General features: G+C 48.2%; 13 protein-coding genes and 1 pseudogene. 13 read left to right on the top strand and 1 reads right to left on the bottom strand.

Features of this window, described 5'->3' with window-relative positions; genetic code table 11:
- Positions 1–20: 20 nt before the first annotated feature.
- Positions 21–932: a LysR family transcriptional regulator gene (locus tag ACUZ8J_RS03860; RefSeq protein ID WP_011621492.1), complete on the top strand. Its 912-nt coding sequence runs from the start codon at positions 21–23 to the stop codon at positions 930–932.
- 289 nt (positions 933–1,221) lie between these two features.
- On the opposite strand, the gene blaOXA is transcribed toward ACUZ8J_RS03860, so the two are convergent.
- The gene (gene blaOXA / locus ACUZ8J_RS03855) at positions 1,222–2,019 is read right to left on the bottom strand and encodes an OXA-48 family class D beta-lactamase (protein ID WP_446693121.1); all 798 of its coding nucleotides are present in this window, start codon (positions 2,017–2,019) and stop codon (positions 1,222–1,224) included.
- 349 nt (positions 2,020–2,368) lie between these two features.
- Between blaOXA and ACUZ8J_RS03850 the strand changes: the two genes are divergently transcribed.
- From ACUZ8J_RS03850 to ACUZ8J_RS03795, 12 genes and pseudogenes are all read left to right on the top strand, one after another.
- On the top strand, positions 2,369–3,526 hold the full coding sequence (locus ACUZ8J_RS03850; RefSeq protein WP_446693120.1) for a pyroglutamyl-peptidase I family protein: 1,158 nt from the start codon (positions 2,369–2,371) through the stop codon (positions 3,524–3,526).
- 268 nt (positions 3,527–3,794) lie between these two features.
- Positions 3,795–4,328 (top strand): SprT family zinc-dependent metalloprotease, encoded by a 534-nt coding sequence (locus ACUZ8J_RS03845; RefSeq protein WP_446694900.1) that lies wholly within the window; start codon positions 3,795–3,797, stop codon positions 4,326–4,328.
- Between the two features lie 205 nt (positions 4,329–4,533).
- Positions 4,534–5,241: an endonuclease EndA gene (gene endA / locus ACUZ8J_RS03840; RefSeq protein ID WP_446694899.1), complete on the top strand. Its 708-nt coding sequence runs from the start codon at positions 4,534–4,536 to the stop codon at positions 5,239–5,241.
- A gap of 8 nt (positions 5,242–5,249) precedes the next feature.
- On the top strand, positions 5,250–5,981 hold the full coding sequence (gene rsmE / locus ACUZ8J_RS03835; protein ID WP_446693119.1) for a 16S rRNA (uracil(1498)-N(3))-methyltransferase: 732 nt from the start codon (positions 5,250–5,252) through the stop codon (positions 5,979–5,981).
- Between the two features lie 85 nt (positions 5,982–6,066).
- Positions 6,067–7,014, top strand: a complete 948-nt coding sequence (gene gshB, locus ACUZ8J_RS03830; RefSeq protein ID WP_023266854.1) for a glutathione synthase — start codon at positions 6,067–6,069, stop codon at positions 7,012–7,014.
- Between the two features lie 73 nt (positions 7,015–7,087).
- A pseudogene (locus ACUZ8J_RS03825) lies at positions 7,088–8,483 on the top strand (alkaline phosphatase).
- Between the two features lie 188 nt (positions 8,484–8,671).
- Positions 8,672–9,700 carry a methyltransferase gene (locus tag ACUZ8J_RS03820; protein ID WP_126513247.1) on the top strand — a complete coding sequence of 343 codons (1,029 nt, stop codon included), beginning with the start codon at positions 8,672–8,674 and terminating at the stop codon, positions 9,698–9,700.
- Positions 9,701–10,323: 623 nt separating this feature from the next.
- Positions 10,324–10,635, top strand: coding sequence for an SMI1/KNR4 family protein (locus ACUZ8J_RS03815; protein ID WP_446693118.1), 312 nt, complete (start codon positions 10,324–10,326; stop codon positions 10,633–10,635).
- A gap of 94 nt (positions 10,636–10,729) precedes the next feature.
- Positions 10,730–11,212 carry a hypothetical protein gene (locus ACUZ8J_RS03810; RefSeq protein ID WP_446693117.1) on the top strand — a complete coding sequence of 161 codons (483 nt, stop codon included), beginning with the start codon at positions 10,730–10,732 and terminating at the stop codon, positions 11,210–11,212.
- An 87-nt stretch (positions 11,213–11,299) separates the two neighbouring features.
- Positions 11,300–11,698 carry a hypothetical protein gene (locus ACUZ8J_RS03805; protein ID WP_446693116.1) on the top strand — a complete coding sequence of 133 codons (399 nt, stop codon included), beginning with the start codon at positions 11,300–11,302 and terminating at the stop codon, positions 11,696–11,698.
- 585 nt (positions 11,699–12,283) lie between these two features.
- Positions 12,284–13,975: a DUF342 domain-containing protein gene (locus ACUZ8J_RS03800; protein ID WP_249556192.1), complete on the top strand. Its 1,692-nt coding sequence runs from the start codon at positions 12,284–12,286 to the stop codon at positions 13,973–13,975.
- 329 nt (positions 13,976–14,304) lie between these two features.
- Positions 14,305–14,682: a DUF4144 domain-containing protein gene (locus ACUZ8J_RS03795; RefSeq protein WP_011624010.1), complete on the top strand. Its 378-nt coding sequence runs from the start codon at positions 14,305–14,307 to the stop codon at positions 14,680–14,682.
- Positions 14,683–14,818: the final 136 nt, after the last annotated feature.

Below are 14,818 nucleotides of genomic sequence, written 5' to 3'. Positions count from 1 at the left end.
TATGAGACAGTGGGAAAAACATGCCAGATTTAAACGGTATGATGCTATTTGCAGCCGTAGTTAGAGCGAAGGGATTCTCCCAAGCTGCACGTGAAACCGGCCACCCTAAATCCACCATAAGTCGCAAAATCGCGCAGCTCGAAGAAGAACTTGGCGTGCGATTATTACAACGCGACACCCGCAACTTAAGCCTTACTCAAGTCGGGGCCCTCTTTTATCAACACTGTGATTCCATTCGCAATGAGGTGGAAGCGGCCAAGGCTGTTATCGAGAGTACCCATGATGATGTGTCAGGATCATTACGGATAGCTATTCCAGTCTCTTTTAGCCAAGAATTAATCGCTAACCTCTGTAGCGGATTCATGCGTTTATATCCCAATGTGGAATTAGATGTCCAGTTTACCGACAACGATATCGGTTTAGTGGGTGAAGGATATGACATAGCTATCAAATATGGGCCACTGCAATCCTCTGATCTTGTTGCAAGATTACTGTTCGAACGCCAACCCATTCTCGTCGCAAGCCCGGCTTATCTAAAAGCCCGAGGCACGCCTGCTACGCCAAAGGAATTAAGTGAACACAGTGGCATCCTACTCGGGACATCACGCTCAGCGCCCATTTGGCCCCTCGGTAAAGGCGCGCGTAAGACCATGGTGAATTTTCAACGTAAGGTTAGGGTTAATAGCCCTATTATGGTCAAGCAATTAGCCCTCGATGACTTTGGCATTGCCATGCTGTCTAACTCCGCCTGCAAGACGGAATTGGCGAATGGTCAACTGGTTCCCATACTACAAGAATGGCCAATCGAACCCTTTAAGGTCTATGGGGTGTATTCGAGCCGTCGCCAATTAGCCACTAATATCAGTGCCTTCTTGGACTTTTTCGTCAAACGCTTTAGTAGTCAAGAAAGCCTGCAATCCTTGATGGGCTAAGCACTTTATCGCAGCGGTCTTCTCCTTTGCCTATATCGCCTCTCCTTGATTCACATCCCTATGTTAAGTGACCATTGAGATAACAAAAAAGCCTAGCGAATTGACTAGGCTTTTTGCGTTTAGGAATGAGGTGCAAATGCTCAGACTAACGGGTAACACGCTGAGTATAAGTCTATTGTGTCTGGCCAATTCTGTATGAGCCATTAGCTATGAGCGCATCAGCATTTTGTCCATATATCTTTACACCTTATATGACTGCTATTTCACACAAATGCGCCGCTAACCATTTCTAAGGAATAATTTTTTCCTGTTTCAGCACTGCTTTCGTAATGCTTTGACGCAACCCTAAGCCCTCAGCGGAAGGCATATCCATATTAGTCGCGAAGAACCACACATTGTCATCGAGTTCGACCCAGCCAACCCACCAACCAATTTTCGGCTCAATTCTGACCGAATAGCCAGTTTTCGCCCGGATGATATAGTCGGCATTTGCCTCGGTCAGCATGGCTTGCTTAACGATGCGCTGACTACGCTCAGAAACGTGCAGCTTGTTGTGGTACAGCTTGCGTAAAAAAGCGATTTGCTGGGTAGCCGAAATTCGAATACCACCATCGAGCCAAAAGCTGTCTAAATTGCCCGAGATATCCTCATTGCCATAATCGAAGGCGTGCAGCATTTTACTCATACGTGCCTCACCAATTTGGCGGGCAAATTCTTGATAAACAGGCACAACCGAGTACTTCATCGCGGTGATTAAATCATGGTCACGATTCCATGCGGCGATATCTCGCGTCTGTCCATCCCATTTAAAGACTTGATGCTCATCCTTAACCACACCTAAGTCCAAGGCAATTAAACTGTTTGGGATCTTAAAAGTCGATGCCGGTAAAAATGCTTGGTTTGCCCGTTTAAGATCGTTGGTAAACCCCTGCTGTGTATTCTCGTTCCAGAGCACAACCACGCCTTGGGTTTTATGTTCGCTAAAGAGAGTATTCCAACTCTTGTTCTCTTGCCACTCCTTTGCCACCGCAGGCATGCCAATCATCGTTGTTACCATCAACACAGCCGATAAGGCTAACGCACGCATAATGTCCCCTTGCCTAATGCAATAAATCCATAAAAATGAGGCGCTAAGAGTAGCACCGTCTTGGCGGGCTTTCCCTAGCAAACTGCTGACCAATTGTGGCAAAAATAAGGCAGATACTTATCCTCGCGTGTCTCGCCACTCAGCACTCATTAGCGCCCGTACACTGACCTCAATATGCAAAACAGGAATAAGATCCTCGAATCACTCTAGGTAAACTCTTATACTCAAAACAATCATTGTGACTTTTTGGCATAAGTTACATCCTCTCTAGGATGAAGCAAACCCAAACGCCTTAGGAACATCGCCCTTTTCCAGCAAAATAAGTGATTAAAATAAAAAGGAAACGCCAATGTTAAAGCCCAGCCTCGTTTTTATCCTCGCCAGCACAGTGGCGCAAACCGCAGGTGCAGTACAACTCCTAGGAGATGTGGAAGTGTCCCGCATTCCCACTGCAGAAAAAACCATGGCAGAAGTGGTCAACCGCTATCAAGCCTTGGACGAAGGCTTGGCGACTCAGCTTTCCGCACAGAAGAATGAACGCGATGCAACCCAACTTGCCGCTCGTCAGGGGCATAGACTGTGGCAACAGGCTGTGCGTGATGTGCAGTCAGGGCACTTTGACGACAGATCCCTCTACTGGGCTCGGCTCTCAATGTTAAATAGCATCAAGAGCAATAGCGCCAATTTCAAAATGGCCGATTGGCAACAGAATATTTTAGCCAGCGCCGTAGAGAAGGCATCTCGCGGTTTTAGCGATATCCAATACGGCGACGATGTGCAGATAAAAATCTTCCTGACAGGATTCGACCCTTTCTTCCTCGATAAAGACACCAGCCAGAGCAATCCTTCAGGCTTGGTCGCCCTCGCCCTCGATGGTTTTAGGTTTGATATCAACGGCAAAAAAGCCCAAATCGAAACCGCAATGATCCCAGTGCGCTTCGAGGATTTTGACCAAGGCATTATCGAATCCTTACTCAGCCCGATTTATCGCGATCCTAAAACCCAGTTTGTCTTTACCGTCAGCATGGGCCGCAGTGACTTTGATATTGAACGCTTCCCCGGACGTAACCGTAGCGCCGCCGCGCCGGATAACCAAAATCTGTACACTGGCGGAAGCAAAACCGCGCCTGTTGCCCCCAAACTCAACGGTAAAGACTTCATTGGCCCTGAGTTTGTTGAGTTTTCACTGCCCGTAGCCGCGATGCAACTTAAAGACGGCCAGTGGAAAGTCAATGATAACCATACAGTGACCACCCTAGCCCGCGGTGAGTTTAATGCCAGTTCCTTAAGCGAGTTGCAAAATGAAACCTCGGTCGAAGGTTCGGGTGGCGGTTATCTCTCCAATGAGATTTCCTATCGCGCTATCGTGTTACAGCAAAAGTTCAATAGCCGCGCTCAGGTTGGCCATATCCACACCCCAAAGGTAACAGGCTATGACGCTGTTACCGAGCAAGCGATAGTTGAACAAGTCCGCACCATGGTGATGCAGGCCGCTGCTAGCCGTTAACTCGCCACAGCATACTGGTCTCGCCACAACACTGGTATTGTGAGCAAGCGTTGGTTATGATGCCAACGCTTGCCTCGTGCACCGAGTGGCAATCCGGCAAGCGTTATTAAGGATTAGATGAGCCCAGCTTAGCTCGCCGAGTCGCAATCAATATTTTGCCGAAACAGAGTTAACACCTAAGTCTATGTTTAACCCCAGATCCATACTCAATACCCTGCGCAGCAAAGCGATGTCTACTCCCGGTGGCACAGGGCCTAGATTGCCTAATATGCTGGCGTCTCACACTCACCAAGCCAACGATCCCCAACAGCAGCTAAGCTCACTAACACCGTTACAACAGCAAATTCTTGCTCGTATTGAAGACTGTTATCAGCAGGCTGAAGCCTATTTCAAACGCACGTTTCCAAGGCCAATCACGCAATTTACCTTAAGGGGGCGCAGTGCCGGCACGGCGCATTTGCAGCAAAATCGCCTGCGCTTTAATCCCGTATTACTGCAGGAAAACAGTGCATCATTTTTAGCCGAGGTCGTCCCCCACGAGATAAGCCATTTGTTGTGCTTTCAGCTGTTTGGTAAAACCAAACCCCATGGCCGCGAATGGCAATCGATGATGCTAACACTGTTTAAGATAAGCCCTAATACGACCCACAATTTCGATACCCAGTCGGTTAAGGGTAAAGACGTTGAATACCGCTGTGCCTGCGGCCCCATTCGGCTGAGTATTCGTCGCCATAATAAGGTGTTACGTGGGGAAACCCGCTATTTGTGTAAACGCTGCCATAGCCATCTCACCCTAGCCTAATCGAACAATTGATGAGCAATTAAGTTACATCCCCACTTAAAGTACGAGCGATTTGCATAAGACGCGGCATTTCCCTTACCATTCAGCCATAAAAGACGAGCCAAAGGCTCGCGTAGTAGTGATTTTTTTGGGAACAACAGTGAACAACACCACGATAACCTTAAGGTCTCGGCAAGCCTTGCTGTGCCTATTCAGCTGGCTGGCGATGACCTCCGCCGCCAATGCATCTTCTTCACACCCCAGCAGCTTTAGCCAAGCCAAGGTATTGTCCCAATCCTTATATCAAGGCAGCCGCCAGGACACCCTACCCGCCGTGAGTTTTTACTGTGGCTGTGATATCCAGATCAAGGGCAAATCATGGCAGCCGGATTTAGCCGGTTGCGGTTACCAAGTCCGCAAACAACAAACCCGTGCCAACCGTATCGAGTGGGAGCATATCGTCCCCGCGTGGGAATTTGGCCATCAACTGCAATGCTGGCAACAGGGCGGGCGTAAAAACTGTGCCAGTAACAGCAAAGAATTCAATAAAATGGAAGCGGACATGCACAATCTGGTGCCCGCGATTGGTGAAGTGAACGGCGATCGCAGCAACTTCCGTTTTAGCCAATGGAACGGTAAGGCCGACCAATATGGTCAATGCGCTATGGTCATCGACTTTAAGAATCGACAAGCCCAGCCGCCCGCTAACGCCCGCGGTAAAATAGCCCGCACTTACCTGTATATGCAGCAAACCTACGGCCTTAAAATCGCCTCGCAGCAATTAAAATTGTTCAAAGCATGGGATAAAAGCTATCCAGTTGATACTATTGAATGCAAACGCGATAACGCCATAGCGCAAATCCAAGGTAATCATAATCCCTTTGTGCAGAATGCCTGCAATGCGCCGCCACTGCGCCAACAATTAGCCGAATAAGGTCGACAATGAGAGTTCCAAGAATTTATCAACCTCAACCATTAGCCGTAAATCAACAGCTGAATTTAGATGAGGATGGCGCAGCCCATATTGGCAAAGTGTTGCGTATGGGCAGTGGCGAACACATTAGCCTGTTTAATGGCGATGGTAATGATTATCTTGCCGAAATTGTCGATGCGGGTAAAAAATCGGTCACGGTAAAAGTGCTGTCCTGTGAGGCTAATCCATCGGAATCGCCCCTCAACCTGCATTTAGGCCAAGTGATTTCCCGTGGCGATCGGATGGAGTTCACCATTCAAAAATCCGTTGAACTAGGGGTTAATACCATTACGCCACTATTTTCTGACCGCTGCGGCGTCAAGCTCACTGGTGAGCGTCTCGAAAAGAAAATCCAGCAATGGCAAAAGATTGTGATCAGCGCCTGTGAGCAATCCGGCCGTAGCCAAGTGCCCATCGTTCGCCCCGCCATGGAATTACAGGAATGGTGCAGCGAACCGACCAGCGCGCTCAAACTCAACTTGCACCCAAGGGCGGCGCACGGTATCAATGGCTTAGACTTATCCCATACCCGTGTACGCCTGCTGATCGGCCCCGAAGGGGGATTATCGGCGGAAGAAATCGCCATGACGGAAACCTACCAGTTTACCTATGTGTTACTCGGCCCCCGAGTGCTGCGCACCGAAACCGCCTCACTCACGGCGATTACCGCGCTGCAACTTAGATTTGGTGACTTAGGGTAAAGGTTAACCGCTAACTAGCGAATCGATTACTGGCTAATCCATAAATGCTTTTTGCCTGCAACGGCAATCAATAAGGAACAGATTAATGATAAAACTCGGCATAGTGATGGACCCCATCAGTGAGATCAACATTAAGAAAGACTCCAGTTTTGCCATGCTAATGGCGGCGCAGGAAAGGGGTTACCAACTGTTTTATATGGAAATGGCCGACCTCGCCATGGTCAACGGTGTTGCCATGGGCAATATGCGTCCATTAAAGGTTATCAACGATGCCAATAAATGGTTCGAACTGGGCGACGCCCAAGATACGCCGCTGAGCGAGTTGAACGTGGTGTTAATGCGTAAAGACCCACCGTTCGATACCGAATTTATCTACGCCACTTACATGCTAGAGCGCGCCGAAGAGCAAGGCGTACTGATTGTGAATAAACCGCAAAGCTTGCGCGATGCCAACGAAAAACTATTCACCGCATGGTTTAGCGAATTTACGCCAGAGACCATAGTGACCCGCGATGCTAATCGCATCCGCGCATTCCACCAAGCCAAGGGCGACATTATCCTCAAGCCATTAGACGGCATGGGCGGCACCTCAATTTTCCGCGTGAAACAGGACGACCCTAACCTTGGGGTGATCATCGAAACCTTGACCCAATATGGCAACCAATACGCCATGGCACAGGCCTTTATTCCTGAAATCACCAAGGGCGACAAACGTATTCTGGTGGTGGACGGTGAGCCCGTGCCCTACGCCTTAGCGCGCATTCCGAAAAAAGGCGAAACCCGCGGTAACTTGGCCGCAGGCGGCAGCGGTGTTGCTCAGCCGTTATCGGACTCAGATTGGAAAATCGCCCGCGCCATTGGCCCAGAGCTGAAAAAACGCGGCCTGATATTTGTGGGTCTGGATGTAATTGGTGACAAGCTGACCGAGATTAACGTCACTAGCCCAACCTGTATCCGTGAAATCCAAGCGGCATTCGATGTGGACATTACTGGCATGCTGTTCGATGCCATCGAAGCCCGTCTTGCCCAGTAAGCTTGTACACCTACAAGATAATATTATTCATTGAAGGCGCCCACAGAGCGCCTACGACTTCTAGGGATCTGATATGAGTTTCACCAAAGCGCCACTGTTATTGCTTGGTATGAGTTTATGGCTCTCCACCTCCGCATTGGCAGTCGAAGCAGGAGCGAATGAGACTGGCCCAGTAAAAGCCCCCTCACGCCCGAAAAATATTGTGATCATGATTGGCGATGGCATGGGGCCTTCCTATACCAGTGCCTATCGTTATTACAAGGACAATCCAGATACCGAAGAAGTCGAACAAACCGTCTTCGACCGTTTATTGGTTGGCATGGCGAGCACTTATCCCGCCAGCGTCAGTGGTTATGTGACCGACTCGGCCGCCGCCGCGACGGCCCTCGCGACAGGAGTCAAATCCTATAACGGCGCCATCTCGGTCGATACCCAAAAACAGCCACTGCCTACCATTTTTGAAAAGGCCAAAACCTTAGGCTTGAGCACGGGTGTGGCGGTCACGTCGCAAATCAACCATGCCACGCCAGCGGCCTTTTTATCCCATAACGAGAGCCGTAAAAACTACGATGCACTGGCATTAAGTTATCTCGAAACCAACGCCGATGTGTTTTTAGGTGGCGGGCAAAAGTACTTTCCTCCAGAGCTGTTAGCCCAGTTTACCGCCAAGGGTTATCAACACATTACCCGCTTTGACGATCTGGCCAGCATTACCCAGCCTAAAGTCTTGGGTCTATTTGCCGAAGTGCAACTGCCTTGGGCGATTGATGAAAAAGATGCTAAAAAAACTCAGCACCTTGACTCAAAAAGCCCTGAGTTTACTGTCGCAAAATGAGCAAGGCTTTGTGCTGCTGGTCGAAGGTAGCCTTATCGACTGGGCGGGACACAACAATGATATCGCCGCCGCCATGGGCGAAATGGATGAATTTGCCAATGCAATTGAAGTCGTCGAACAATTCGTACGCCAAAATCCCGATACCTTAATGGTGATCACCGCCGACCATAATACTGGCGGGTTATCGATTGGCGCCGATGGCAACTACAACTGGAATCCAGAGATCCTACGTAATATCTCGGCAAGCTCAGATACCTTAGCCCAAGCCGCCCTTGGTGGTGACACTTGGCAAGCCGACCTATCCCGTGGGCTAGGCTTTGAATTGACCGAAGAAGAAGTAACTAAGTTAAATGTTGCCAGAATGCAGGGCTTAGAAACCATGGCCGTTGCGATTCGCCATATAATTGATAAACGTACCGATACAGGTTGGACAACCGGCGGCCACACAGGGACCGACGTGCAAGTCTTTGCCGCAGGCCCAGCCTCTGAGTTGTTTAACGGTCATCAAGACAACACAGATATCGCCAATAAGATTTTTAGCCTGTTACCTAAGCCTAAAAAGCCAAAAGCCACCGCACAGGTATCGACTCCAGCTCCAGCACCAGAACTAGCACCAGTGCAGTCTCAGGGCTAATTTGCTGCGATTAGCTAATAGATGAAAGGCAACAGTGTTAACACAGTTGCCTTTTTTATTGGCTTTCATTCCGCACCGTTTCGAGTGAGCGCTGTTTTGCTACATCCCTTAAGTCGGCGGCTTGCAGGCTGGCTCGTAGCCGAATAAGGGGTATAATGCCCGCACTTATTTTTTACGGTAGCCATGCAGTGTTAACAAATCCATCGCAAGTCATTATCCGCAATCAGGAAACCCTGAGCCAACATAAAGTCTTAGTGCTAAACCATGAGGCAGACTCACTGCCCAAAGCACTGCTCGATGTCGCCCAGTCCGTCGATGCCCTCGCCTTGGATTATCACCATTACCTGCATTTAGCGCCGCAGGCTAATGCCAAACTGCGCTGCTATTTTGGCCATCAACTGCCCCACCAGGATAAGTACGACACTGTGATTGTGTACTTTCCTAAGGCTAAGCCGTTAGCGCCCTACTTGTTTAATCTGGCCGCTCAGCATTTAGTGGCAGATGGTCAACTCTTAGTCGTGGGAGAGAACAAAGGCGGGGTTAAATCCTTAGTCAAACTGTTGCCGAAATACTTTGCCACTGGCGTCAAACTCGATAACGCGCGCCATTGCCTACTCTTTGGCAGCAGCCTAATCGATACTGCGCCCGAGATTAAACTCAGCGATTGGACTAGCCAGTATCAACTCGCCACCCCGCAGGGCAATATCACCATCTGCAACTTAGTCGGCGTGTTCAGCGAGAAGCATTTAGACCAAGGCACAGAGCTATTGCTGTCGCATCTGCCAACGCTCTCTGGGCGAGTACTGGATTTTGGCTGCGGCGCCGGTGTGATTGCCGCTGCGCTGTTAAAGGCACAACCGACACTGTCGCTAGAATGTATTGATATCAATGCCATGGCGCTGGCCTCCTGCGAACTTACGCTGGCGGCAAACGGCATGACGGCCAAGGTCTATCCCTCCGATGGACTGGCGCAAACCAGTGGCAAATTCGACGGTATTATCTCCAACCCACCGTTCCACGATGGCCTTGCCAGCACGACCAGCATTGCCCAAGGTTTTGTCGCCGATAGCGCCAAGCAATTACAATCTAAAGGGATTTGGCAAATCGTCGCTAACCGCCACCTACCCTATTCGGACACCATCGCCGCCGAGTTCGGCCAATTAACCGTGCCAGCAGAGAACAACAAGTACAAACTCTATTCCTTCCAACAGGCCTAATCTTTCGCCCCACTCAATTGTGAGTGGGGCATCCTTAATTTGACTCTAGGATGCACCAAGGAATAAAGACTCGTTAAGAATTAAGAAGATAACGCCGTCCCTATCAAATACGCCCATTTTGAAATCAAAAATACCCCCACAAACAAATTAACGCAGCCATCTCTTAAATAGCATTTATTGCCATTGAACTTTTCATCTGACTAAAAAGCTAATGCTCCATTCCGTGCTTCGGCTCGTTAGCTCAATCGAAAATTCCCACTCCTCCTGCGATACAAATTCTTATCTAGTTACCTATGTTTAGCCCTGCGATAAATCGACTAACAATGTATGGGTATACAATCACATTTAAATTTAGGTATTTTTGAATGATTTGAAGACAATATCAGTGCGCATTAACTCCATTTGTAACAAATAAAACGCTATAAAATCAATTGACTATAGTAGCTGGCTTTTAGCTAACAGGTTTGGAAAACGCGCATGCGCGTTTTTCCAGATGGATTACTTATATGAAAAGCGGCAGAAAGCTGATAAGTTCTTTGCATACAGATAGTTAACTGTGCGCGTTTTCACTGGTCCAACGAGGTAAACGCGCATGCGCATGAATAAAATGTTAAATGGCAATCATGAATATCGAAGCTCTCAAACAAGTTCTGAAGTCGTGGTTAGAAGAAGGCTACCTCGAAGGTGAGCTCGTAGTAGAGCCAGAATGGTATGTATTGTGGCGGCCAGAAGAACTAGAAGAATTTAATCGCGACTACCAGATCGCCGAATTTGCTCCTGGCTTTTTAACATTCGGTGGCAATGGTGGCGGTGAGCTTTTGGTCGTGAATGAATCCGAAGAAGTGTTTTATATGCCGTGTGTTGGTATGGCACCAGATACGGCAATTAAAATTGCGAATAGCCTGAAAGAATTTAAAGGCTACATGCAGCAATGAACAAACCATTTAACAAGCGCAGGTTGGCGGACTGGTTTTCCGCTGCGCTCCAAACCAGCCGCAACTGCAGGCGTTAACTGTACTAGGAAACTCCATGAAGTTTTTTGTAACTATTTCAGCGGTTTTATTTTATGGGAATGCGTTTGCTTGTTCGTTTGACAGACCGTTTATTGATTTTGAACACACCAATGAAGGCAATACCATTCCCAAAACACCATCGTTCTCAGTGAAGTCTATTTCACGTGGAGAGAGCGGTAGTGCCGGTTCCTGTGCTGATGCAGGAGTGCTTACTTTAGTTACAACCTCTGCCGAGAAAGACACTGGCTTTATATTTGCCATTGAAGAAGGCCAATTTGAAGACCAACTTTTTTATCCTGAACCGATGATTTTAGAGAGCGGCCACACCAGATCGGATGAATACTTTTTTATATGGAATGATGGCAGTACTACCGAGCAAGAGCCTATAGACATAACCGTTAAAATAGTCGCAATCTCCAAAGACGGAGGCCGAAGCGAGCCACAATATTTAAAAGTAACTCACAATGGTGTGAAAAAGCCTTGGTGGCAATTGTGGTAGGTACGGTTAACAAAGCGCGGCCTGCGACCGCAGCGACGCTCACCAAGGTTCGCGCGCGTGCGCGCATAGTTAACCTCTAAGGCAAGTATGAAGCACATTATTAGTAAAAATATCGGCATTGAAGAATTTAAAAAGAGATTCTCAGAAATCAGAGAATCCTTTCTGGATTCATTAACAGCAGCAAGCGAAGGTTATGAGAACGTAAGATACCTTGCTTGTGATGAAGATGGAGCACCTATCAACTGGGTGTGGGACGACGAAACCTTCAGCCATAACAAGGAAGAAGGCTCCCTTGAAGAGGCAATTCAATTTGCCAATAACATGATAGATAGCGGCATGTGTTTCTCCTACATGGGATGTTTATCAGGCTCCGGTGAGCTTGAAGTTTGGCTGACAACTTTTGAATCTCCCATAGAAAAGCCGACATGGCCAAGCAATAAAGCCCCCCTATTTGAACTGACTCATGGGGGTGTAACACAAGAATAAAAAAGGGGGAGTCAAATGTTACACCATAGAGTTTTGAATCCTAACCCTGCGATTTAATCCTAACCCCACAAATTGAAACAAAGCACCTTGCCCACTTTACCTCTAAGTTAGATTACTCGAAGATTTTAACGCGCCGCCCCATCTGGATAGAAACCTTCCCCCCTTAAGAACACCACAATAAAGTCGCGCTCCCAAGCCGAACACTAGCGGCTACCTAGATAAGATTTTCATGGTTTTGTGAACGCTATCAAATGCAGTAAGCGCTAAATTATCGAGGGTTTTACCCCTGTGGTGTTGTCCCTAACATACGGGGCAGCGTTGTAAAGTTTAATTTTTTGTTACATGCAAACATTGCGCAGTTTTAGGCTCATGCTGGCACACAGGCAAAAAACCAAAGATAACACTAAGTTACCGCCTATAGCTCAGATAAAAATCTATTTAAAAATCAACACATAGACTATAAGCAACAAAACGCCAACATTTACATCTTTTCGTGCCGAAAAGGCTTCTTTGAGCAAAGTTTCTACTGTTATACTCAGGTTAGCTACTAAAACAAAAATAAAACAAATGGATAGGAAGTGCTCTATGTTGGCCCCTGAACTTCTTGAGCTAAGCAGCGATAAAACCAAGGCGGAATTACGCTTAATTCCGAATGAACACGGTCCCATTACCCGTGATGATGTTATGCGTTTATTGTCCGTGCCAGAGTTCGCCACCCTATTCCCCCTCGAGCCTGCGATAGATAAAGTTATCGCGCAAACCAATTCCCTATGCCATCAAGAAGATGGTAAATACGAGCTATTTGCCGTATTGGCAGAGCGCCGCGATGGCAGCGTAAAAATCGAGCTCAGCCAAGATAAAATGCAAGCCACCATGATCTTAACCGCCCCTTGGGGAGGTAAAGCCGTCGATTTACCCGAAATCCTCACACAGCTAAAAAAAGACAATGTTTGCATGGGCTTAAGTAAGCTTAAGATCCAAACCTTGCTGCAAAAAATGACCAAGTTAAAACCGGGTGAAAGCTGCCAGAGTGAAATCGCTCAAGGTAAGGCCGCGATCAATGGTCAAAATGCGGTGCTGGAGCGTAAGGTTTCCCTCGCCCGTGAACGCCTATTACAGCCGCAGGAGCGGGAGGACGGCACTGTGGATATGCGTAATCTCGGGGCGATGATCATGGTCAAGCCCAACGATCTGCTAATGATTAAGCATCCCGCGACCGAAGGGTCTCCCGGCTACAACATTAAAGGCGAAGTCCTTAAGCAAAAACCGGGGAAAGATCTGGTATTACAACCCGGTACTGGTACCGACTTCCACCCGAAAGATCCCAATAAACTCATCGCCACAGTGGCAGGCCAACCCGTTGAAACCCGCACGGGCATGAATGTCGACGATGTGTTGCAGCTTAAAGATGTGGATATCAGTACCGGCCATATCAACTTTAAAGGCAGTATTTTAATCACGGGCGATGTGCATGAAGGTATGATGGTTAAAAGCTCAGGCGATATTACCGTGATGGGCTTTGTCGATTCGGCAACTCTCGAGGCCGATGGCGATATTACGGTGAGCAAGGGCGTGATTGGTCGCCAAGTCAGAGTGAATGAGTTCTCCACCAATATCACGGCTCAGGGGCAGATCAGCGCCCAGTTCGTGCAATATTCCCAGTTAACAGCAAAGGGTAATATTCTGATCACTAAGCAATTACTCCACAGTAATACCAAAACCGCAGGCACGCTCACTGTAAGCGATCAAAGCGGCCGCCGTGGTGACTTAGTGGGTGGTGTAGTGCATGCCGAAAAGGGCCTCACCGCCGTCGTGATAGGCGCAACCGCAGGCACCAAAACCGAAGTGTACTGCGCCATGGAACAGGGCGAGCTCAAACAAAACCTCAAGCAGCTGGAGGAGAGCGTGCATGCAATGGTGGTAGCGACGCTGGATATCGAGGCTCGCCTGAAAAAACTGCCGCCGAAATCCGAATGGCAGAGCGACCCTATCATGATCGAACAGATCAAGATGATGCTCGATGAGAAGAATCGCATCTTAGGCGAACGTTCCCGCGAAGAATTAGAGTTCGATAGCCTCAAGCAAGAAGTCGAAACCTATTACGACAAGTACCGTATCGATGTGATTAAGCACGTATTCCTCAATGCCGAGTTCCATATTGGTCAAGCCAATCACAGAACCACCCGCGAACACGGTACTTGCTCAATCACCAATCTTAATCAAGAGATTAACTTCGATTACAACGCCAAACCTAAGGCGCAAGCGGCAAGCCATTAACAGGGCAATCATCAACCCCCGCTAAGGGTTCATTCCAGTGAGTGAATTCTTAGCGTGAATGCTTAGCCTGAATGCTTTGCCACTCATAACGGGGCAATCATCACCCCCCGCTAAGGGTTCATTCCATTGAGTGAGCTCTTAGCGTGAATGTTTAGCCTGAATGCTTTGCTGCTCGCCAAGCTCCCCCATTTAGGCCAACTTGCCATAGAAAATCCCCCAACGCCTTTCATCTTCGCCTAGGTCGGTGGCATACTGACCTCAATACAGCCCTTTAGCGCAGACTCTGTCGGCTAAAAGGCTAAGCAAATAAAAAGCCTACGGGATTGCGCATGACTCAAGTGAAAATGGCAGACATTGAATGGCCTGCGGTAGTCAAACTCACTCAAAATGACGAACTACTCTACCTCGCCCATCAACGGGATTGGTTAGAACTTGCCTGCCTGTATCAGCACCAATTTATCGACACGGATTTGTTACTCGACAGTCTCGGTAATCAATATCTGATCCGCGCGACCCCAAGCACCATTCATGAAGATCCCATAGGCGAGCTACCTAAGCTCCTCAAACAAGAGCAAAAATTGCCGCTTACCGACTTTATCAAATGGGTACAAAAGCACGCCAATGCCATAGGCCAGTGCTGCGTTGCTAAGTTAGCCTTCACCACTTTGGCCCAAGGGATGGAAATCGTTCGCAGCTTAGATGACTAACCCTACTCAAAGAAATCGCGAGCGATCACAATAAAAATTAAGATGATCCAAAAAGCTAATATCCTCAGTCACATTTCACAGGCATAATTTGTCACACACGGCTCAGGTCGTTTTGCCCAAAGCGATTGATATTTAT

The sequence above is a fragment of the Shewanella sp. Koi 1 genome, assembly GCF_052907445.1.
The sequence above is the reverse complement of the archived record's forward strand: the minus strand, read 5'-3'. Positions and strand labels throughout refer to the sequence as shown.